The sequence below is a fragment of the Ramlibacter sp. G4-7 genome, assembly GCF_057784995.1.
In genome coordinates, this window is record NZ_JBYNTT010000001.1 from 154,972 (window position 1) to 175,657 (window position 20,686).

At 69.9% G+C, this 20,686-nt stretch carries 14 protein-coding genes; 12 read left to right on the forward strand and 2 right to left on the reverse strand.

What is annotated here, in order from left to right; all coding sequences use genetic code 11:
• The first annotated feature begins 3 nt into the window (after positions 1-3).
• A complete protein-coding gene (locus AC3EGR_RS00830; protein ID WP_488544526.1) occupies positions 4-1,350 on the forward strand; it encodes a class-II fumarase/aspartase family protein in 1,347 nt (448 codons plus the stop codon).
• 90 nt (positions 1,351-1,440) lie between these two features.
• A complete protein-coding gene (gene dctA, locus AC3EGR_RS00835) occupies positions 1,441-2,775 on the forward strand; it encodes a C4-dicarboxylate transporter DctA (protein ID WP_488544527.1) in 1,335 nt (444 codons plus the stop codon).
• Between the two features lie 35 nt (positions 2,776-2,810).
• Here the strand turns inward: dctA and AC3EGR_RS00840 are convergent, their stop codons facing one another.
• Positions 2,811-3,740, reverse strand: coding sequence for a LysR family transcriptional regulator (locus tag AC3EGR_RS00840; protein ID WP_488544528.1), 930 nt, complete (start codon positions 3,738-3,740; stop codon positions 2,811-2,813).
• Between the two features lie 154 nt (positions 3,741-3,894).
• On the opposite strand from AC3EGR_RS00840, the gene AC3EGR_RS00845 reads away from it, so the two are divergent.
• The 5 genes from AC3EGR_RS00845 (at position 3,895) to AC3EGR_RS00865 (ending at position 10,759) form a co-directional block, all read left to right on the forward strand.
• Complete coding sequence (locus AC3EGR_RS00845) at positions 3,895-4,869, forward strand: Bug family tripartite tricarboxylate transporter substrate binding protein (protein ID WP_488544529.1); 975 nt, start codon at positions 3,895-3,897, stop codon at positions 4,867-4,869.
• 1 nt (position 4,870) lies between these two features.
• The gene (locus AC3EGR_RS00850) at positions 4,871-6,895 is read left to right on the forward strand and encodes a 4-oxalomesaconate tautomerase (RefSeq protein ID WP_488544530.1); all 2,025 of its coding nucleotides are present in this window, start codon (positions 4,871-4,873) and stop codon (positions 6,893-6,895) included.
• Positions 6,896-6,965: 70 nt separating this feature from the next.
• Positions 6,966-8,372, forward strand: coding sequence for an NAD(P)-binding protein (locus AC3EGR_RS00855; RefSeq protein WP_488544531.1), 1,407 nt, complete (start codon positions 6,966-6,968; stop codon positions 8,370-8,372).
• Positions 8,369-9,337, forward strand: coding sequence for an alpha/beta fold hydrolase (locus tag AC3EGR_RS00860; RefSeq protein WP_488544532.1), 969 nt, complete (start codon positions 8,369-8,371; stop codon positions 9,335-9,337). Before AC3EGR_RS00855 ends, AC3EGR_RS00860 begins: the two co-directional genes overlap by 4 nt.
• A 147-nt stretch (positions 9,338-9,484) precedes the next feature.
• Complete coding sequence (locus AC3EGR_RS00865) at positions 9,485-10,759, forward strand: DEAD/DEAH box helicase (protein WP_488544533.1); 1,275 nt, start codon at positions 9,485-9,487, stop codon at positions 10,757-10,759.
• Positions 10,760-10,774: 15 nt separating this feature from the next.
• Here AC3EGR_RS00865 and nudC read toward each other — a convergent pair whose 3' ends face one another.
• Entirely contained in the window at positions 10,775-11,602 is an 828-nt protein-coding gene (nudC, locus tag AC3EGR_RS00870) for an NAD(+) diphosphatase (RefSeq protein ID WP_488544534.1), read from the reverse strand.
• A 260-nt stretch (positions 11,603-11,862) separates the two neighbouring features.
• On the opposite strand from nudC, the gene AC3EGR_RS00875 reads away from it, so the two are divergent.
• The 5 genes from AC3EGR_RS00875 (at position 11,863) to AC3EGR_RS00895 (ending at position 20,683) form a co-directional block, all read left to right on the forward strand.
• The gene (locus AC3EGR_RS00875) at positions 11,863-15,531 is read left to right on the forward strand and encodes a DUF7948 domain-containing protein (protein WP_488544535.1); all 3,669 of its coding nucleotides are present in this window, start codon (positions 11,863-11,865) and stop codon (positions 15,529-15,531) included.
• A gap of 109 nt (positions 15,532-15,640) precedes the next feature.
• Positions 15,641-16,636 carry a DMT family transporter gene (locus AC3EGR_RS00880; protein ID WP_488544536.1) on the forward strand — a complete coding sequence of 332 codons (996 nt, stop codon included), beginning with the start codon at positions 15,641-15,643 and terminating at the stop codon, positions 16,634-16,636.
• Positions 16,637-16,776: 140 nt separating this feature from the next.
• Positions 16,777-17,778, forward strand: a complete 1,002-nt coding sequence (locus tag AC3EGR_RS00885) for an HlyD family secretion protein (protein ID WP_488544537.1) — start codon at positions 16,777-16,779, stop codon at positions 17,776-17,778.
• A complete protein-coding gene (locus AC3EGR_RS00890; RefSeq protein WP_488544538.1) occupies positions 17,775-19,556 on the forward strand; it encodes an ATP-binding cassette domain-containing protein in 1,782 nt (593 codons plus the stop codon). The genes AC3EGR_RS00885 and AC3EGR_RS00890 overlap by 4 nt, the downstream gene beginning before the upstream one ends.
• Positions 19,557-19,570: 14 nt before the next feature.
• Entirely contained in the window at positions 19,571-20,683 is a 1,113-nt protein-coding gene (locus AC3EGR_RS00895; RefSeq protein ID WP_488544950.1) for an ABC transporter permease, read from the forward strand.
• The last annotated feature ends 3 nt before the right edge of the window (positions 20,684-20,686 follow it).

A 20,686-nucleotide genomic window follows, 5' to 3' on the forward strand; every position in this document is an offset into this window, starting at 1 on the left:
ACCATGGCTTCCACCATCATCGACTCGCGCATCTTCGGCGACATGTTCAGCGACGCGCGCATGCGCGAGGTCTGGTCGGACGAAAACCGCACCGCCAAGTACCTCGACATCGAACGCGCCCTGGCCAAGGTCCAGGGCCAGCTGGGCATCATCCCGAAAGAGGCGGCGGACGAGATCGTCCGCAACTGCAACCTGTCGCAGATCGACTGGGACAAGCTCAAGGCCAAGACCGAGCAGATCGGCTACCCGATCATCGCGGTGGTCAACCAGATCAACGCCAATTGCCGCGACCGGCTCGGCGAGTTCTGCCACTGGGGCGCGACCACCCAGGACATCACCGATACGGCGGCGGTGCTGCAGATGCGCGAAGGGCTCGCGCTGGTCGAACAAGACCTCGACGAGATCGGCGAAGCGCTCGCGTCGCTGGCGAAGAAGTACCGCGACACCCCGGTGATCGGCCGCTCCAACCTGCAGCAGGCCACCCCCATCACCTTCGGCTACAAGATGGCCAGCATCCTGGCCGGCATCGATCGCCATCGCGAGCGGCTGCAGCAACTCAAACCGCGCGTGCTGATGGGCGAGTTCGGCGGCGCCTCCGGCACGCTGTCCTCGCTGGAAAAGGGTGCGATGGAAACCCAGGCCGGCCTGATGAAGGAACTGGGCCTGGCCCAGCCCCTGATCTCCTGGCACACCGTGCGCGACACCGTGGCCGAAGTCGGCAACTTCCTGGCCCTGGTCGGCGGCTCGCTGGGCAAGATCGCGATGGACGTCAAGCTGATGATGCAGACGGAGGTGGCGGAGGTGTTCGAGCCGTACGCGCCGGGCCGGGGCTCGTCCTCGACGATGCCGCAAAAGCGCAACCCGATCTCCTGCCTCTACATCCACGCGAACATCTCGGTGGCGCGCCAGCATGCCGCGGCCCTGATGGACGCGATGGTGGCCGACCACGAGCGCTCCACCGGCCCCTGGGAAATCGAGTGGGTCGCGCTGCCCGAGATCTTCTGCCTGATGTCGGGCGCGCTCAAGCAGACCAAGTTCGTCCTCAAGGGGCTCGAGGTGGACGCGGGCCGCATGCGCGCGAACATCGACATGACCAACGGGCTGGTCATGTCCGAAGCCGTGATGATGGGACTGGGCCCCTACATCGGCCGCGAATACGCGCACGACCTCGTGTACGACCTGTGCCGCGAGGCGATCAAGCAGGACCGTCCCCTGATCGAGATCCTGGCGGCGCACGCCGAAATCAGCAAGCACGTCACCCGGGCCCAGCTCGAAGCGATGTGCGAACCCGCCAACCACCTGGGCCAGGCCGGCGTGATGGTGGACAGGGTCCTCGCCCACCGGCGCTGACCCGGCCGCTCAGGCTTCCATCGCAGCAAGAGGAACACCGGCGCAGACCGGTGCCGGGATACCCACGCCCCCAGAACCGGAGACGACATCGTGAACTTCTCGAAGCTTCTCAAGCTCCTCTACGTGCAGGTCCTCATCGGCCTGGTCCTCGGCATCGCCGTCGGGCATTACTGGCCCGAGTTCGGCGCGGCGCTCAAGCCGCTCGGCGACGGCTTCGTCAAGCTGGTGAAGATGATGATCGCGCCGGTGGTGTTCTGCACCATCGTCACGGGGATCACGTCGCTCGGCGACTCGAAGGAGATCGGCAAGACGCTCCTCAAGGCGATGGGCCTGTTCTATGCCCTGACCATCGTGGCGCTGCTCACCGGCCTGGCCGCGGTGCTGCTGCTGCAGCCCGGCCTGGGCATGCACATCGACCCGAAGAACCTGGATGCCTCCGTGGCCGGCCGTTTCGCCAGCCAGGTGCACATCCATGGATTCACGGATTTCGTGCTGCACATCATCCCCAACGCCTTCTTCGGTGCCTTCGCGGAGGGCGAGGTGTTGCCCGTCCTGCTGCTGGCCGTCCTCTGCGGGTTCGGCCTCACCCGCATCGGCAGCGCCGGAAAGCCGGTGCTGGAGGGGATCGACGGCTTCGCGCACATGCTCTTTGCCGCCTTCGGCATCATCATGCGGCTGGCTCCCGTGGGTGCGTTCGGTGCCATGGCATTCACCGTCGGGCGCTACGGCATCCAGTCGATCGGTTCCCTCGGCCTGCTGATCGGCACCTTCTACATCGCCTCCCTCTTCTTCGTGGTCGTGGTGCTCGGCACGCTGGCGCGCATGCACGGCTTCAAGCTGTGGCAGCTGCTGCGCTACATCCAGGAAGAACTGCTGGTGGTGCTGGGCACCTCGTCGAGCGAGCCGGTGCTGCCCCGCCTGCTGCTCAAGCTCGAACGCCTGGGCTGCAGGAAGGGCGTCGTGGGCCTGGTGTTGCCCACCGGCTATTCCTTCAACCTCGACGGGACCGCCATCTACCTGACGCTGGCCTCCATGTTCATCGCCCAGGCCTGCGACATCCACCTGTCCTGGGGACAGATCGCCGCCATGCTGGGCGTCATGCTGCTGACGTCCAAGGGCGCGGCCGGCGTCACCGGCAGTGGCTTCGTCGCCCTGGTCGCCACGCTCACCGTGATGCCCGACTTGCCGGTGGCCGGCGTGGCGCTGATCGTCGGCATCGACCGGTTCATGTCCGAAGCGCGGGCGCTGACCAGCACCATCAGCAACGCGGTGGCCTGCGTCGTGGTCGCGATCTGGGAAAACGCCTGCGACCGGGAGGTGCTGCAGCGCGAACTGGGCGAAAACTACGCCAACACCGAGCACGAGCTCGAAGAGGGCGGCCCCGACTACGAGCCGGCGCTCGGCAGCTCCGGCACCGCCCATTGACGCCGCGCGCGGGCCGGCGCCCCGGCCCGCGCGCATCAGGCCACGGCGGGGCGGTCCGCGGACTTGCCGCGCCTGGCCTTCATCTCGGAAAAGAACGCATAGAGCTGCTGCGCCGCCGGCGTCAGCGCCCGTCCCTTGCGCCGGATCAGGCCGATCTTGCGGCTGACCACCGGATCGAACAGGGGGACGCTGACCAGCAGCGGATGGTCCGCGCCGGGCATCGCGATGGAGGGGACCGCCGCCACGCCCAGGCCTGCTTCCACCAGCCCGAGCATGCTCGTGACGTGCTGCGTCTCGTAGATGCCCTGCGGCCGCCCGGGCAAGCCGGAGAGGGCCTGGTCGAGGAGCAGGCGGTTGCCGGAGGCCTTGCTCACGGAGATGTAGTCGTACTGCGCCAGCTCGGTCCACGTGACGCGGCGCTTCTTCGCCAGGGGATGGTCGCGGCGGCAGGCGGCGACGAAACGTTCCTCCATGAGCGGCTTGAATTCGATGTCCGGCTCCTGGCTGCCCACGAAGTTCAGTCCGAAGTCGGCGTCGCTGCGCGCCACCGCCGTCAGCACCTCGTTCGCGCTCGCATCGAACACCTTGACCCGGATCTTGGGATAGCGCTCGTGGTAGCGCGAGATCACCTGCGAGACGAAGTAGTAGACGGTCGACGGCACGCAGGCGATCGACACCTCGCCCATGCGCGTGGCCGCCACGCCCCGGATCCCGAGCAGGGTGTGGTCCAGGTCATCGAGGAGCTGCTGCACCTTCCGGTCGAAGTCCCGCCCGACCGAGGTCAGGACCACGCGGCGCGTGGTGCGTTCCAGCAACTGCACGCCCAGGGCCTCCTCCAGTTTCTCGATGCGCCGGCTGAAGGCCGGTTGCGAGACGTGCAGCGCTTCCGCCGCCTTGCGGAAATTGCTGAGTTCGGCGACCGCCCGGAACGCCTGGAGGTCGTTGAGGTTGAAGTTGATGGCCATCTGCGGGTCCCCCGATGAACTTCACTGATCCACGGTGCGCATCAATCGATTCTAAACATGCAATTCACAAGGAATGCCGTCCGCCGGACCATCGGGGTCAGTCCAAGAACAACAGCCCTTTCACTTGCGACCCCCCATCCACCGGAGCAGACAAATGCGTTTCACTGGCTTTCCCCTGATCGGCGCCGCAGCCGCCATGACCACCCTGTTCGCGTGCGGCAGCGCCTTCGCGGCCTACCCTGAAAAGGCCATCACGATCGTGGTGCCCACCGCCGCGGGCGGCGCCAACGACGCCATGGCGCGCACCGTCGGCCAGGCGATGTCGGCCATCCTCAAGCAGCCCGTCATCGTCGACAACAAGGCCGGTGCCAATGGCGCCATCGCCAGCGAGTTCGTCATGCGGGCGCCCGCTGACGGCTACACGCTGATGCTGGGCTACGTCGCGACCCACGCGATGAATCCGTCCTTGCAGAAGCTGCGCTACGACCCCGTCAAGGATTTCGAGCCCGTCGGCATGGTCGGATCGTCGGCCACGCTGATGGTGGTGAACCCCGCGGTCAAGGCGAACAACGCCAAGGATGTCGTGGGGCTGCTCAAGGCGACCCCGGACAAGATCAGCTATGCCTCCGCCGGCAACGGCACCGCGCCGCATTTCGCCGCCGAGATGTTCAAGCTGGCGACGGGGACCTCCATGCTGCACGTGCCTTACAAGGGTTCGGCGCCGGCGATCACCGACACCATCGGCGGCCAGACCCAGGTGATGTTCCCCAGCCTGTTCACGGCCATGCCTTATGTGAAGGGTGGCAAATTGAAGGCGGTGGGCGTTGCCGGCGAGAAGCGTTCGGCCCTGATGCCCGACGTGCCCACGCTCAAGGAGCAGGGCATCAACGGGGTCGACGTGTCGCAGTGGTACGCGATCTTCGCGCCGGCGAAGACGCCCAAGCCGATCATCGACCAGCTCAACAAGGCGCTCAACCAGGTCCTGGCCGACAAGTCGGTCGCCCAGCGCCTGGAAGGCCATGGCGCGGAGGTGTCGACCATGACGCCCGACCAGCTGCGCAGCTACGTGGAGCAGGAGCAGGTGAAGTGGAAGAAGGTGGTCCAGGCCGCCAAGCTCACCGCCGACTGACATGAGCAAGGTCATCCCCTGCGTCCTCATGCGCGCCGGCACCTCGCGGGGCCCGTTCTTCCTGCGCGAGTGGCTGCCCGAGGGTGACGAGGCCCGCGACGAGGCGCTGATCGGGGCCATCGGTGCCTCCGATCCGCTGCAGCTCGATGGCGTCGGGGGTGGCAGCACGCTCAACAGCAAGGTCGCCATCGTTTCCCGCTCCACGCGGCCCGGCTGCGACCTCGACTACCTGTTCGCCCAGGTGGGCGTGGGCCATCGCTCGGTCGACACGCGCCCGAACTGCGGCAACATGCTCTCGGGCGTGGCGCCCTTCGCGATCGAGCAGGGGCTGGTCGCCGCCGGGCAGGGCACGACCACCGTGCGCGTGCACAACGTGAACACCGGCTCGCGCATCGACGTGACCGTGCGCACGCCGGGCGGCCGCGTGACCTATGAAGGGGACGCGCGCATCGACGGCGTGGCGGGAACGGCGGCGCCCGTGCTGCTCAACTTCCTCGACGCCTGGGGCGCCGTCACCGGCTCCGTCTTTCCGACGGGCCGCCGCATCGACACCATCGCCGGGGTCCAGGTGACCTGCATCGACGCGGCGATGCCGCTGATGATCGTGCGTGCCGCCGATCTCGGCCTGACCGGCCGCGAACAGCCCGCGGTGCTGGATGCGAACGCGGCCCTGCTCGAACGCCTGGAGTCCCTGCGCCTGGAGGCCGGCCGCATGATGGGGCTGGGCGACGTGTCGAACAGCGTGATCCCCAAGCCCGTGCTGGTGAGCGCGGGCGATTCGCCCGACAGCGTGACGTCCCGCTATTTCACGCCGCGGCGCTGCCACGCCTCGCACGCCGTCACCGGGGCCATCGGCGTCGCCAGCGCGTTCGCCTTGCCCGGCACGGTGGCGAGCGCCATGCCGCGCGAACCCGGACGCCATGCCCTCGTGGTGTTGCATCCGGCCGGCCAGATCGACGTCGAAGTCGAGCTGAAGGGCGACGGGGAAGATGCCACGGTGGAGAGCGCCGCACTGGTGCGCACCGCGCGCAAGATCATGCAGGGCGAGCTGCATTTGCCGCAGTACGTGTTCTCGCGGCCCGAAGTGGCGGCCGAGGTGCCCTCGGCTTTTCCGCACAAGCCCGTCACCATCATCGTTCCGACCCGCGCGGGCGGCGGCAACGACAGGATGGCGCGCATCATCGCCGCCCGGCTCGGTCCCTTGCTCGGACGCGAAGTGCTGGTGGACAACCGCGCCGGTGCGAACGGGGCGATCGCCAGCGAGTACGTGGCGCATGCCGAACCCGACGGGCACACCATCCTGTTCGGCTACATCGGCACCCATGCGATGAATCCGGCCTTGCAGAAGGTCGGTTACGACCCGGTGCGCGACTTCGCGCCGATCGGGATGGTGGGCTCGTCGCCCACCCTGATGGTGGGCCACCCGGACCAGGTCCCGGCCGACGTGGCCACGCTCATCGCGAAGCTCAAGGCCGCACCCCGACGCTACGGCTACGCGTCGGCGGGCGACGGCACGCCACCGCACTTCGCGGCGGAACTGTTCCAGCTCAGCACCGGTACGGCGCTGGCCAGCGCGACCTACGAAGGGGCCGCACCGGCGATCGCCGACACCGTGTCCGGGCGGGCGCAGATCATGTTCCCCAGCCTCTTCACCGCCCACCCCTTCATCCGCACCGGCCAGTTGCGGGCGCTGGCCGTGACCGGCCCGAAGCGGCTCGCCGGCCTGCCGGGCGTGCCCACCCTGGCGGAACTCGGTGTGACGGGTGTCGACGCCGCGCAGTGGTACGGCCTGTTCGCGCCGGCCGGAACGCCTGGCGCCATCCTCCACCAGCTCAATCGCCTGCTGAACGAGGTGCTGGCGGACCCGGAGGTGATCGAGCGCTTGCGCAGCCACGGTGCACAGGTCGAGCCGGGAACGCCGGCTTCGCTTTCGGCCAAGGTGGAGGCCGAACTCGCCAGGTGGTCCAAGGTCGTGAAGCAGGCCGGCCTGGCGCCGCACGAGCTGCGCCTGGCCTTGTCGGAGTGAGCTCTCCCGTCCGTTGACCGCGCCGGCCGCGGCCGCCACACTGCGCCCTTCACTCCTGCAGGAGGGACGCATGCCGATGCTGGAAACGGACTACCTGGTGGTCGGTGCGGGCGCCACGGCGATGGCTTTCGTCGATACGCTGCTCACCGAGTCTCCCGGGGCGCGCGTGCTGATGGTGGACCGGCGCGGACACGTGGGCGGGCACTGGAACGACGCGTACTCCTTCGTGCGGCTGCACCAGCCGGCGGCCTGGTACGGCGTCGCCTCGCGCGAGCTCGCCGCATGGACCAGGGAATCCCGCGGGGTGAACCAGGGCATGTTCAGCCTGGCCTCGGGGCCCGAGGTGCTGGCGCACTTCGACACCGTGATGCGGGATCGCTTCCTTCCTTCCGGCCGCATCGAGTGGCTCCCGAAGACGGAGTACCTCGGCGGCGCAGGCGGCATCCATAGGTTGCGCTCCCTGGTCAGCGGCGAGGAGCGCGAGGTGCGCGTCGCACGCAGGCGGGTCGACGCGACCCACGCCCGCACCGAAATTCCTTCGACCCATGCGCCGCGCTACGAGCTGGCCGCCGGCGTGCGCTGCGTGCCGCCCAACGAGCTGCCGCGGCTGGAGCATCCGTACGCGCACTACACCGTCGTCGGTTCGGGCAAGACCGGCATGGACGCGTGCATCTGGTTGCTGGAAAACGGTGCCGCGCCCGATCGCATGCGCTGGATCATGCCGCGCGATGCCTGGGTGATGGACCGGGGCAACGTCCAGCCCGGCGTCGACGGATACGAGCGGGCCCTGCGCAACACCATCGCCCAGTTCGAGTCGATCGCGCGCGCGCAGGACCTGCCCGATCTGCTGCACATGCTCGAGGAGCGGCAGGTGCTCATGCGCATCGATCCGCGCGTGGAGCCCAGCACCTACCGCTGCGCGGTCCTCTCGCGCGGCGAGCTCGCGCAGCTGCGGCGGATCACCGATGTGGTGCGCCTGGGGCGCGTGCAGGCGATCGAACCCGGGCGCATCCTGCTGGAGCGCGGTACCGTCGCCGCCGACCCCGACACGCTCTACGTGAACTGCAGCGCCAGCGCGATCCAGCCCGCGCCCAGGGTTCCTGTCTTCGACGGCGACACGATCAACCTCCTGATGGTGCGCTGGTGCCAGCCCCTCTTCAGCGCGGCGATCATCGCCTGGGTGGAAAGCCACGGGCAGGACGATGCCGCGAAGAACGCGCTGTGCGCGCCCGTGCCTGGCCCCGAGGTCCCGCTGGACTGGCTGCGCATGTGGGCCGTCACCCTGCGCAATGCGGCGGCGGGCAGGGGCAATGCGCAGTTGCAGGCCTGGCTGGCGCAGTGCCGGCTCAATGGCCAGGCCGTCATCCTCAAAGGCGTGGAGATCACGCCGCAGGTCAAGCAGTTGCTGCACGAGGTGGCAGCGGCGGGCGAAGCGGCGGGGGCGAGGCTGCCGCAGCTGCTCGGGAGCATCGCGTGAGCGCGCAGGACCAGCCCCAGGTCCAGGTGCTCGACGTGGGCACCATCCGCATGCGGGTGGCGACCCAGGGCGAAGGTCCGCTCGTGCTGCTGTGCCATGGCTTTCCCGAAAGCTGGATGTCCTGGCGCGCGCAGATGGGCGCGCTCGCACAGGCGGGCTTCCGCGCGGCGGCGCCCGACATGCGGGGCTACGGCGGCACGGACGCCCCGGCCAGCCCCGACGAGTACACGATGGTCCACCACGCAGGCGACATGGTCGGCCTGGTCCGGGCGCTGGGCGAGACCACCGCGGTGATCGTGGGCCACGACTGGGGCGCGCCCGCCGCCTGGAACAGCGCGCTGCTGCGGCCGGACATGTTCCGCGCCGTCGTGGGCATGAGCGTGCCTTACACGCCGCCATCCTCGGTGGACCTGCTGTCCGCCTTGGCCAAGGCCGGCGTCACCAGCTTCTACATGCAGTACTTCCAGCAGCCGGGCGTCGCCGAGGCGGAGTTGGAGCGCGACCCCGCGGCCACGCTGCGCCGGATCACGTACAGCATGTCCGGCGAAGGCCCGGGCCGGATCGTCGCGGGCATCCTGCCGCCCGGGGCGGGATTCCTCGACGTGACCGAGGACCCCGAGGTCCTGCCGCCCTGGGTGGACGCGCAGGATCTCGCGTCCGTGGCCGGCGAGTTCGCGCGCACCGGCTTTCGCGGCGGGCTGAACTGGTACCGCGCGATCCGCCGCTCGTCCGAACTGATGGCCGCGTGGCGCGGCTGCGTGATCCGGCAACCGTCCCTCTTCATCGCGGGCAGCAAGGACGACGTGCTGCGCTTCGCCGGGATGGACCAGCGGGTGGCCCGCCTGCCGCAGGTGCTGCCCGGCCTGCGCGGCACGCACCTGCTCGAAGGGGCGGGGCACTGGGTGCAGCGCGAGCGCGCCGAGGAGGTGAATCGCCTGCTCGTGGAGTTCCTGCGCTCTCTTTGACGCGCGGCGTCCCGCCAGAACGAGCGGATGCCAGGGGGGAACAAAGCCCTGTCCCGGGGGGGCAAGGCAAGGGCGACCCTCAGCCACGACAATGCGCCTTTGACCGCATCCCCAGGGACTGTCCTTGCCTCGCCCTTCGCTTCACCCATGAGCGTCCCCACGTTCGCTTCCCTGGGGCTCTCCCCCGCGCTCGCACAGGCGTGCGCGCAGGCCGGCTTCACCACCCCCTCCCCGATCCAGGTGGAGGCCATTCCGCCGCTGCTGCGCGGGCAGGACCTGCTGGGGCTGGCGCCCACCGGCTCCGGCAAGACCGCGGCCTTCGCGCTGCCGCTGCTGCAGCGCTTCCTGGCCCGCGGCCAGGAGGGCTTCCGGCGCGTGCGCGTGCTGGTGCTGGTGCCCACGCGCGAGCTCGCGGTGCAGGTCGGCGACGTGTTCCACCGCCTGGGCGCTTCCGCGGCGCGGCCCCTGAAGATCGAGGTGGTCCACGGCGGCGTGTCGGTGAACCCGCAGATGATGCGGCTGCGCGGCGGCGCCGACATCGTCGTCGCGACGCCCGGGCGGCTGCTCGACCTGCTCGATCGCAATGCCGTGCGGCTGGACGCGATCCAGGCGCTGGTGCTCGACGAGGCCGATCGCCTGCTGGACCTGGGCTTCGCCGCCGAGCGCGAGCGCGTGTTGGCCGCATTGCCGGCGCAGCGCCAGAACCTGCTCTTTTCGGCGACCTTCCCGCCGGACGTGCAGGCGCTGGCCGATACGCTGCTGCACGACGCGGTGCGCGTCGAGGCCGCTTCGCAGGTCGAGGCGATCCCGGAGATCGAGCAGAGGACGATTGCCGTCGACGCCGCACGCCGTACGGAGCTGCTGCGGCACCTGGTGCAGCAAGCCGGCTGGTCACGCGTGCTGGTGTTCGTGGCCACGCGCTACGCCACCGAGCACGTCGCGCACAAGCTGGCCAGCCGCGGCGTGCGGGCCGCGCCGTTCCACGGCGACCTGAGCCAGTCCCAGCGCACGCGCGTGCTGCAGGACCTGCGCGAAGGCGCCGTGAACGTGCTGGTGACCACCGACCTGGCCGCGCGCGGCATCGACGTGGCCGGGCTGGACGTGGTGGTCAACTACGACCTGCCGCGCTCACCGGACGATTACGTGCACCGCATCGGCCGCACGGCACGCGCGGGCGCCAGGGGGATCGCCGTGAGCTTCGTCAGTGCCGCGACCGAGGCCCACATGCGCCTGATCGAGAAGCGGCAGGACGCTCGCCTGGACCGCGAGCAGATTGCCGGCTTCGAGCCCGTGGAGCTGGAGCAGCCGGTGCGCTCGGACGCGGGCACGGGCGGCATCAAGGGAAAGCGGCCGAGCAAGAAGGACAAGTTGCGCGCGGCGGCGGCGAAGGCGCAAGGCGATGGTTCGCAGGGCGGCGACTAGCGGATCGCTCGGGGACTAGGCTGCAGCGCGCGGCAGGTTGGCGCGGATCAGCTCCCCGGAGATCGAGACCCCGACCGCGAATTCCGGCAACGGGTCTCCGGGCCCGTACCAGCGCGCCTCGACGATCTCGGCGCCGTCCACGCGGATCTCGCCGCTCTCCCACTCCGCCGTGAAGGCGATCATCAGGGAGTGCGGGAAGGGCCACGACTGGCTGCCGAAGTAGCGCAGGTCGCGCACGCGCAAGCCGACCTCCTCGAACACCTCGCGATGCACCGCGTCCTCCACCGACTCGCCCGCCTCGAGGAAGCCGGCCAGCGCGCTGAAGCGGCCGCCGGGTGCTGCCACGTTGCGCGCCAGCAGGATGGCGTCGCCCTTCTTCACCAGCACCATCATGGCCGGGGAGATGCGCGGGTATGCCGCGTGGCCGCACCGGGTGCAGCGCATGCAGCGCTCGCCCGCCAGCGCTTCCATGGTCCCGCCGCAGGCGCCGCAGAACCGGTGCGTGCGCGCCCACTCGGCGATCTGGAACGCGCGGCCGGCCACCGCGAGCAGATGCGGATCGAGCACGCCGAACAGGGAACGCAGCGGCCGGAAAGCGAAGCCCTCGGCGGGGTCCGGCGCGGCGGCGTCCACCCAGACCGCCCGGCAGTAGTGTTCGCCCAGCATGCCGACGGCGCGCGATTCGTTCAGCGGCACGCCCAGCACGGTGCATGCCGCCGCGTCGGGCAAGGTCCGGTCGGCCTCACGCACGAGCAGTGTCCCGCCACGGAAAACGAAGATGTGCTCCTGTGCGCCGGGCTGCTCCGCGTGCAGCGGAATGAAGTGGGGAGGTGTGACGAGCATGGGCCATCATAGGCATGCGGAAACAGCGGCAACGGAAGGTAGAGCTTGCCGCGCCCGCAGCCACGCGAGGCAGCGGTGCTCCTATACTTTTCGCGCCCAAGGATGCCACGCCACCGACGAGGAGGCGATGCACAGGGGGCAGGTTGCGGCGGGCGCTGGCGCCAGCCGCTGCCGGCAGCCGAAGGCAGGGCAAGAAGGCGAGATCGCCGGGCGCGATCCGGGTCCATTCACAGGCGGATGTTGGTCGAAGGAGGTGTCCTTTGAACGCGACCCCACGCCTGCGGCACTGGTTGATCCTGGCAGCGACCCTCACCGTGGCGCTCCTGCTGCCGACCGCGGCAGCCGGCTGCCCGGCTGCAGCGACAGGCACGTCGACGCTCAGGCCTTGCGAGGGCAGGGACGACGCGCAGCGCGCGCGCGTTCTCGACGCTTACGCCAGGCTGCCTCTCACCTTCGTCGAGAACCAGGGCCAGACCGATCCGCGCGTGCAGTTCTACGCCCGCGGCGCGCGGCATGCCTTCTTCGTCACCCGCGACCAGATCGTCTTGTCGATGACCAAGGACGCGCCGCAGCGCGTCGCCCTCGCGCTGCGCTTCGTCGGAGCGAACGGGCAAGCCGGCGTCGAGGGCGAGGAACGCGCGGCGGCCGAGTCGCACTATTTCCGCGGCAACGACCCGGCGCGCTGGCAGACGGGACTGCGTGGCTATGCGCAGGTCGTGTACCGCGACCTGTGGCCGGGCGTGGACCTGGCCGTGCGCGGACAAGGCGGCACCTTGAAGTACGAGTTCCGGGTCCGTCCCGGGGCGCGGCCCGAGGACATCCGGCTGGCCTATGCCGGGGCCGACGGCCTCGCGCTGGACGACGCCGGCGGCCTGTTGATCCACTCGGCACTGGGCACCTTGCGCGATGCGGCGCCCGTCTCCTGGCAGGAGGTCGGCGGCACCCGCGTGCCGGTGCGCAGCGGCTATGTCCTCGACGGTGGCGACGGCGCCGGGCACGCCTACCGCTTTACAGTCGGCGCCGAATACCGGCCCGACCTCGCGTTGATCATCGACCCCGCGCTGGAGTATGCGACCTTCCTGGGCGGCGCGGCCGGCGATGACGGTGCCGGCATCGCAGTCGATACCGCCGGCAACGCGTATGTCGTCGGTACCACCCAATCGCTCGATTTCCCCACCACCACGGGCGCCTTCGACCGGACGCCGGGTGACTCCTTCAACGGCCCCGATGCCTTCGTCAGCAAGCTCAACGCCAGCGGAACGGCGCTGGTGTACTCCACCTATCTCGGCGGCTCGCAGGCCGACTTCGGCCGCGCCATCGCGATCGACGCGGCAGGCAACGCCTACGTGACGGGCAAGACGCAATCCGCCGACTTCCCGACGACGGCCGGCGCGTTCGACCGCATGCCCAACATCCCGCAGACGCCGCGCCCGCAGACCATCGACGACGGCTTCGTCACCAAGCTGAACCCCACCGGCTCGGCGCTGGTCTATTCCACCTATCTCGGCGGCATCGACGACGACCAGTTGCGCGCGATCGCCGTCGATGCGGGCGGCAACGCCTACGTGACCGGCGAAACCGTCTCGCGCGACTACCCGGTCACGGCGGGCGCCTTCGACACCAGCCACAACGGCGAGTACGACGTGCTGGTGACCAAGCTCAACGCCACCGGCACGGCGCTCGTCTATTCGACCTTCGTGGGCGGCGTGGTGAGCGACATCGCGAACGCCATCGTGGTCGACGCGGCCGCCCAGGCCTTCGTCGTCGGGTCGACCCGGTCGGCGGATTTCCCGACCACGGCGGGCGCGTTCGACACCGCACACAACGGCGAGTTCGATGCCTTCGTCATCAAGCTGAATGCAGCCGGCTCGGCGCTGGTCTATTCCACCTTCCTGGGCGGCACCGGCTCGGACGACGGCGCCGGACTGGCGATCGATGCGGCCGGCAACGCCTACGTCGCGGGGAGCACCGGCTCGCCCGAATTCCCCACCACGCCGGGCGCCTACGACACCGTCTTTGCCGCCAGCCAGGGCGACGGCTTCGTCACCAAGCTGAACCCCGCGGGTTCGGCCCTCGTCTACTCGACCTTCCTGCGGGGCGCGGGGCCTGGCGCCATTGCCGTGGACGCCGCCGGCAATGCCTGGATCACGGGCGCGACCAGCGCCGAAGACTTTCCGGTCACGCTGGACGGATTCGATCTCTCGTTCAACGGCGTGTCGGATGCCTTCGTCACGGGCCTGAACCCGGGCGGCTCGGACCTGCTCTATTCGACCCTCCTCGGCGGCAACAATGCCGACGGCGGCCGTGCCATCGCGCTCGATCCGGCCGGCAACATCTACGTCACCGGTTCGACGCGATCGAGCGACTTCCCGACCACGCCGGGCGCGCTGGACAGGATCTTCAACGGCGACCTGCTGATCCTGTGGGGTGACGGCTTCGTCGCGAAGATCAATGCGGCGGCGACGTCGCCGGCCTTCTCGGGCCAGACCCTGTCGGCCCTGACGCTCAACCCGACCACCGTCGTGGCGGGCGCGACGGCAACGGGAACCGTGACCTTGAGCAGTGCGGCCTTCTCCGGCGGAGCGGTCGTGCGGCTCAGCGACGATTCGGCTGCCACCACGGTGCCCGCCAGCGTGACGGTGCCGGCCGGCGCCAGGACCGCCAGCTTCCCGGTGGGCACGAACAACTCCGTCCCCAACGGGACGAGCGCCAGGATCGTGGGCATCCTGGGCACGGCCCGCAGCGCGAGCCTGACCGTGCTGCCGCCGCCGCCGCTGCTGGCCGCGCTCGCCGTCAACCCGGCCAGTGTCGTGGGTGGCAATGCCGCCACCGGCGTGGTGACCCTGAGTTCGGCCCAGGCCACGCCCACGGTGATCACGATCGATCCGCCGCCACCGACGGCGCCGGTGACCCTTCCGGCCAGATTCACGGTTCCGGCCGGCGCCACCAGCGCCAGCTTCCCGATCGCGACGAAGCCGGTCACCCTGACCTTCAACCTGACCCTAGGCGTGCGCGTGCAAGGCGCCAGCTCACCGGGCCCGACGGCGCTCCTGTTGATCGCGCCGGGCAGCGCGGCGACCAACGCCACGCTGTCCTCGCTGTCGCTCAGCGCAGGCAGCGTGGCCGGCGGCGGCTTCCTCAACGGGTCCGTCGCCTTGACAGCGCCGGCGCCCAGCGGCGGCGCGGTCGTGACCCTGGCCGACAACTCCACCGCGGCCACCACGCCGTCCAGCGTCACCGTTGCGGCGGGTGCGACCAGCGCGTCGTTCATCCTCACGAGCACCGTCGTCCCGGCGGATGTGAGCGTGACGCTCACGGCAACTTTCAACGGCGTGGCGCGCTCGCTGGTGCTCGTGGTGACCGCACCGGCACCCGTCGTGCCGACCCTGTCCTCGGTGTCGCTGAACCCGGGCAGCGTGGTCGGCGGAACGCCATCGGCCGGGACCGTGTTCCTGAGCGCGCCCGCGCCCAGTGGCGGCGCACTGGTCTCGCTGGCGAGCAGTTCGAACGCGGCGTCGGTGCAGTCCGGCGTGACCGTCCCCGCCGGTGCGACGAGCGCGAGCTTCACCGTGACCACGGGTGCGGTCGGCGCGGCAACCACGGCAACCCTGTCCGCTGCGCTGGCCGGCGTCACCCGGACGGCCACGCTGGCGATCGGCCCGTCCGCCGCGCCCGGCACGCAGTTCACGCTGACCGTCGCTGCCACGGGGCGCAACGGGGAGCGCGTCTTGTCCAGTCCGGCGGGGATCAGTGTCGCGGTCGGAAGCTCGGGATCGGCGGCCTTTGCCGGCAACACGGCGATCACCCTGAGCGTCGGCAACGGCCGCAGCGCCGTGTGGTCGGGGGCTTGTTCGAGCGGCGGCAACAAGACCAGGACCTGCAGGTTCACGCTCACCGGCAACGCTTCCGTCACCGGCAACGTGCAGTGAGCCCCGGGTGGCTTCGGCGCCCTTCGGGCCGAAGCCACCGGCGTGAGAACATGCGCGGCTCGCGCCTGCCCATGCAGGCAGCGCGTGGACCCGCGTCTCTCACCTGCCCATGCCTTCACCTCCGTCCCAAGCTGCTTCCTTCTTCGCCCGGCCCCTGGTGGTCGTCTGGCTCGCGACCTTCTCTTGCCTGTTGTGGGGCAGTGCCTACCCGGCGATCAAGGGAGGGTATGCGCTGCTGCAGATCGCCCCGGACGACCTCGGCGGCAAGATGCTGTTCGCCGGTTGGCGCTTCCTGCTGGCCGGCTTCGTGCTGCTCGGGCTGGCATGGGCCACCGGCCGCAGGTCCGGCGTGCGGACCCCGCGTGACCTGGGTGCCTTGCTGGCGCTCGGCGCGACGCAGACCGCCTTGCAGTACGTCTTCTTCTACATCGGCCTGGCGCACACGAGCGGCGTGAAAAGCTCGATCATGAACGCCACCGGCACCTTCTTCAGCGTGCTGCTGGCGCACTTCGTGTACCGGCAGGAACGGCTCACGTTGCGCAAGACGCTCGGGTGCCTCGTGGGATTCGCGGGGGTGCTGGTGGTCAACGTCAGTCCCGCGCTGGCGCAGTTCGACTTCACGCTGCTGGGCGAGGGTTTCGTGGTGATCGCCGCCTTCGTGCTGGCCGCCGCCTCCATCTACGGCAAGCGGCTGTCGCAGCGGATGGATGCGGTGACGATGACGGGTGCCCAACTCGCCATCGGCGGCGCCATCCTGCTGCTGGTCGGCCAGGCAGCCGGCGGAACGCTGGCGCACTGGAGCTGGCAGGCCGCCGCCCTGATGGCCTACATGGTGCTGCTGTCCGCGGTGGCCTTCACCTTGTGGACGGTCCTTCTCAAGCACAACCCCGTGTCGCTGGTGGCGGTGTTCAACTTCCTGGTGCCGATCTTCGGCGCGGGGCTGTCGGCGATCTTCCTGGGCGAGTCGGTGCTCGAATGGAAGAACCTGTTGGCGCTGGCCCTGGTCTGCGGCGGCATTGCCGTGGTCACGCGTGCGGTGGGCCCGACGCCGCGCGCCGTGACGGTCGGTGAAAGTTCGCCGGCGGCCGCTGCCCGCGACGCGTGATCACCGGGCCGGGCTGCGCCGCAGCCTGGCGACGGGGCCTTGCCGAGACCAAAGGCCAATAGTCCCTGAGCGCGATGGGGGTTACGGTGCCGGGCCGATGCGCTCGTGCGCGTTACCAGCGCTCACCGGGAATCCACCGCATGAAGAAGCAACTCATCGCAGGGTCGGTTGTTGTCGTTCTCGGGATCGCGGCCGCGGCCTGGTGGTTCATGGGGCAAGAGCGCGCCAGCAATGAACTCGTGCTGCACGGCAACGTCGACATCCGGCAGGTCTCGCTGGCTTTCGACGGAACCGGCCGGGTGCTCGAGCTGCGCGCCAACGAGGGCGATCGCGTCAAGGCCGGCAGCGTGCTGGGCGTCCTCGACACCCGCACCCTGGCCCTGCAGGCGGAACAGGCGGCGGCGCAGCGCAATGTCCAGCAGCAGAACCTCTTGCGCCTTCGCAACGGCTCGCGCCCGCAGGAAGTCCTGCAGGCCCGCAGCCGGCTGGCCGCCGCCCAGGCCGAAGCTTCGCGTGCCGCGCACGAACTGGAGCGCCTGCAGGCCGTGGCGGCCGACACGCAGGGGCGCGGGGTCAGTCCGCAGGACCTGGACCGCGCCAAGACCAACGTGCAGGTCGCCGCCGCCAGGGTCGAAGACCAGCGCGAGGCGTTGCGCCTGGTCGAACTCGGGCCCCGCAGCGAAGACGTCGCCGGTGGCGAGGCGCAGCTGGTGGCGACCCAGGCGCAAATGGCGCTGCTCCAGCACCAGATCTCGCAGGGCCAGCTCAAGGCACCCGCGGACGCGGTGGTGCGCTCGCGCCTGCTGGAGCCCGGCGACATGGCCACGCCGCAGCGGCCCGTGTTCGCCCTGGCGCTGACCGATCCGAAATGGGTGCGCGTCTATGTGCGCGAGGTCGACCTCGGCCGCATCCACCCCGGCATGGCGGCGCGGGTCTTCACGGACAGCGCGCCCGACCATCCCATCGCCGGGCAGGTGGGCTACATCTCTTCGGTGGCCGAGTTCACGCCCAAGTCCGTGCAGACGCAGGAGTTGCGCACCAGCCTGGTCTACGAAGTGCGGGTGCTGGTGGCGGACGCGATGGACGCCTTGCGGCTCGGCCAGCCGGCCACCGTCCGCATCGCTCTCGGTCCGCCGCCATGAGCGCGTCGGGGACGACGGTCGTCGCTCGCCAGCTGCGCAAGACCTTCCCTGCGCCCGGCGGCGAGCCGCTGCGTGCCGTCGACGACATCTCGCTCGAGATCCGACGCGGGGAGCTCACTGCAATCGTCGGCCCCGACGGCGCCGGCAAGACGACGTTCATCCGCATGATCGCCGGGCTGCTCAAGCCGGACGCAGGCAGCCTCACGGTGCTCGACGGCGATGCCGCGGCCCACCCCCAGCAGGTGCAGGACCGCATCAGCTACATGCCGCAGCGCTTCGGCCTGTACGAGGACCTGAGCGTGCAGGAAAACCTCGATCTGTACGCCGACCTGCATGGCGTGCCGCCGCAAGAGCGGCGCGAGCGTTTTGCCCGCATGCTGGAGATGACCGACATGGCCCGCTTCACGGAACGGCCCGCCGGCAAGCTGTCGGGGGGCATGAAGCAGAAGCTGGGCCTGGCCTGCACGCTGGTGCGCTCGCCGGACCTGCTGCTGCTCGACGAGCCCAGCGTGGGCGTCGATCCGCTGTCGCGCCGCGATCTCTGGAAGATCGTCCAGCAGCTGGTGGACGACGAGCAGCTCAGTGTCATCGTCAGCACCGCCTACATGGACGAGGCCGAACGCTGCGGCCAGGTGTTCGTGATGCATCGCGGGCGGCTGCTGGCCGAAGGGGCGCCCTCGGCGCTGCGGCAGCGCGCGCGCGGCCTGACCTTCGTGGCATCGCCCCCGCCGGGGACACCCGCGCGCGACCTGCAGGCGAAGCTGATCGACGCGCGGGACCTGGTGGTCGATGCGGTTCCCAGGGCCGGCGATGTGAGTTTCATCCGCCAGCCGCAAGGGGACGCTGCGCGCCTGGACGCCTTGCTCGGGGAGGCGCCGGCGAAGGCACGGCCGGAAGAACTCGAGGATGCCTTCATGATCATGCTGCGCGAGCAGCACGCGCGCGCGGAAGCGCTCCCTGCGCCCAGGGCCGCCGCCACGCCGCGTGATGCGCGGCAAGGCGCCGACAAGCCGGTCATTTCCGTGCGGGACCTGGTGCGCAAGTTCGGTGACTTCACCGCGGTGGCCCGCACTTCGTTCGACGTGGCGCGCGGCGAGATCTTCGGCTTGCTGGGTCCCAACGGCGCGGGCAAGACGACAACCTTTCGCATGCTCTGCGGGCTCCTGCCCGCCACCAGCGGCCACCTGGAAGTGGCGGGCCTGGACCTGCGGCGCGCGCGCGCCCAGGCACGCGCGCGCATCGGCTACGTGTCGCAGAAGTTCGCGCTGTACGGGAACCTGACCGTGGGGGAGAACCTGGAGTTCTTCGGCGGCGCTTACGGCCTGCGGGGCGACGGGCTGCGCAAGCGCGTTGCCGCCATGGTCGAACAGTTCGGCCTGGAGCCTGCCGCCCAAAGCGGCACGCTGCCGGGCGGCTACAAGCAGCGGCTGGCGATGGCGGCGGGCCTCCTGCACGAGCCCGAAATCCTGTTTCTCGACGAGCCCACCAGCGGCATCGATCCGTTGGCGCGCCGCGCCTTCTGGCGGACGATCACCGCGCTGGCCCAGGACGGGGTCACGGTCATCATCACCACCCACTTCATGGAGGAAGCGGAGTACTGCGATCGCATCGCGATCCAGGACGCGGGCCTCATGCTGGCGCTGGGCACCCCCCGCGAAGTGCGCGAGCAGGCCGGCGGGGGGCAGGGCGCCGACATGGACATGAACAGCGCCTTCATCGCGATCGTGGAGCAAGGCCGGGCCCGGCGCCCGCCTGGGGCAACGCAGGCGGGCCCGTGAGCAACCGCGGCTTCATGCAGAGGCTGGTGGCACTGGTGCGCAAGGAGACGCGCCAGATGCTGCGCGACCGGAGCAACCTCGCCGTGGGCCTGCTCTTGCCCGTGGTGCTGATCCTGCTGTTCGGGTATGGCCTTTCCTTCGACGTGACGCAAGCGCCCATCGCGGTGGTCATGGAGGACAACTCGCCCACCGCACGCGAAGCCGTGCGGGGCCTGGAAGGGACCGACTACCTCGCGCCGGTCTGGGTCACCAGCATGGCCGACGCCGAGCACGCGATGATGGCCGGCAAGGTGGGCGCCATCCTGCGCGTGCCGGTGGACTTCTCGCGCCGGCTGGCGGCCTTGGACGCGCAGATCCAGCTGCTGCTCAACGGAGTGGACGCGGTCACGGCATCGACCATCGAAGGCTACGTGGCCGGTGCCCTGGCGAGCTCGGCCCGCAAGCAGGCGGATCGCGCCGGCGCCCAGCCCATGGCGGGCGCGGGTGTCGAGGTGGTCCAGCGCATGTGGTTCAACGAAACGGGCGACAGCACCTGGTACCTGGTCCCCGGCCTGCTCGTGCTGGTCCTCACGCTGATCGGCGCCTTCCTGACCTCGCTGCTGATCGCGCGCGAGTGGGAACGGGGCACCCTGGAGCCGCTGTTCGTCACGCCGGTGCGGCCGGTGGAGCTGTTGCTCGCCAAGCTGGCGCCCTACCTGGTGGTGGGGTCCATCGACCTCGCCGTGTGCCTGCTCCTGGGCCGGTTCCTGTTCCAGGTGCCGATGCGCGGCTCGCTGCTGGCCATCCTCGCCGCGTCGCTCCTGTACCTGCTCGTCTCCCTCCTGATGGGGCTGGCGATCTCGGGCAAGACGCGCAACCAGTTCCAGGCCAGCCAGGTCTCCCTGCTGGTCAGCTTCATGCCCGCGATGATGCTGTCCGGGTTCGTGTTCGACCTGCGCAACGTGCCGACCCTCATCCAGCTGGTCGCGCAGATCTTGCCGGCGACCCACTTCATGGGGCTGGTCAAGACGCAGTTCCTGGCCGGCGACAACTGGCCGCTGTTCCTGCGCAGTTGCGCGATCCTGGGCCTGTACGCGCTCGTTCTCGGCTTCGCGACGGCGCGCACGATGCGCAAGTCGCTGGACTGACGC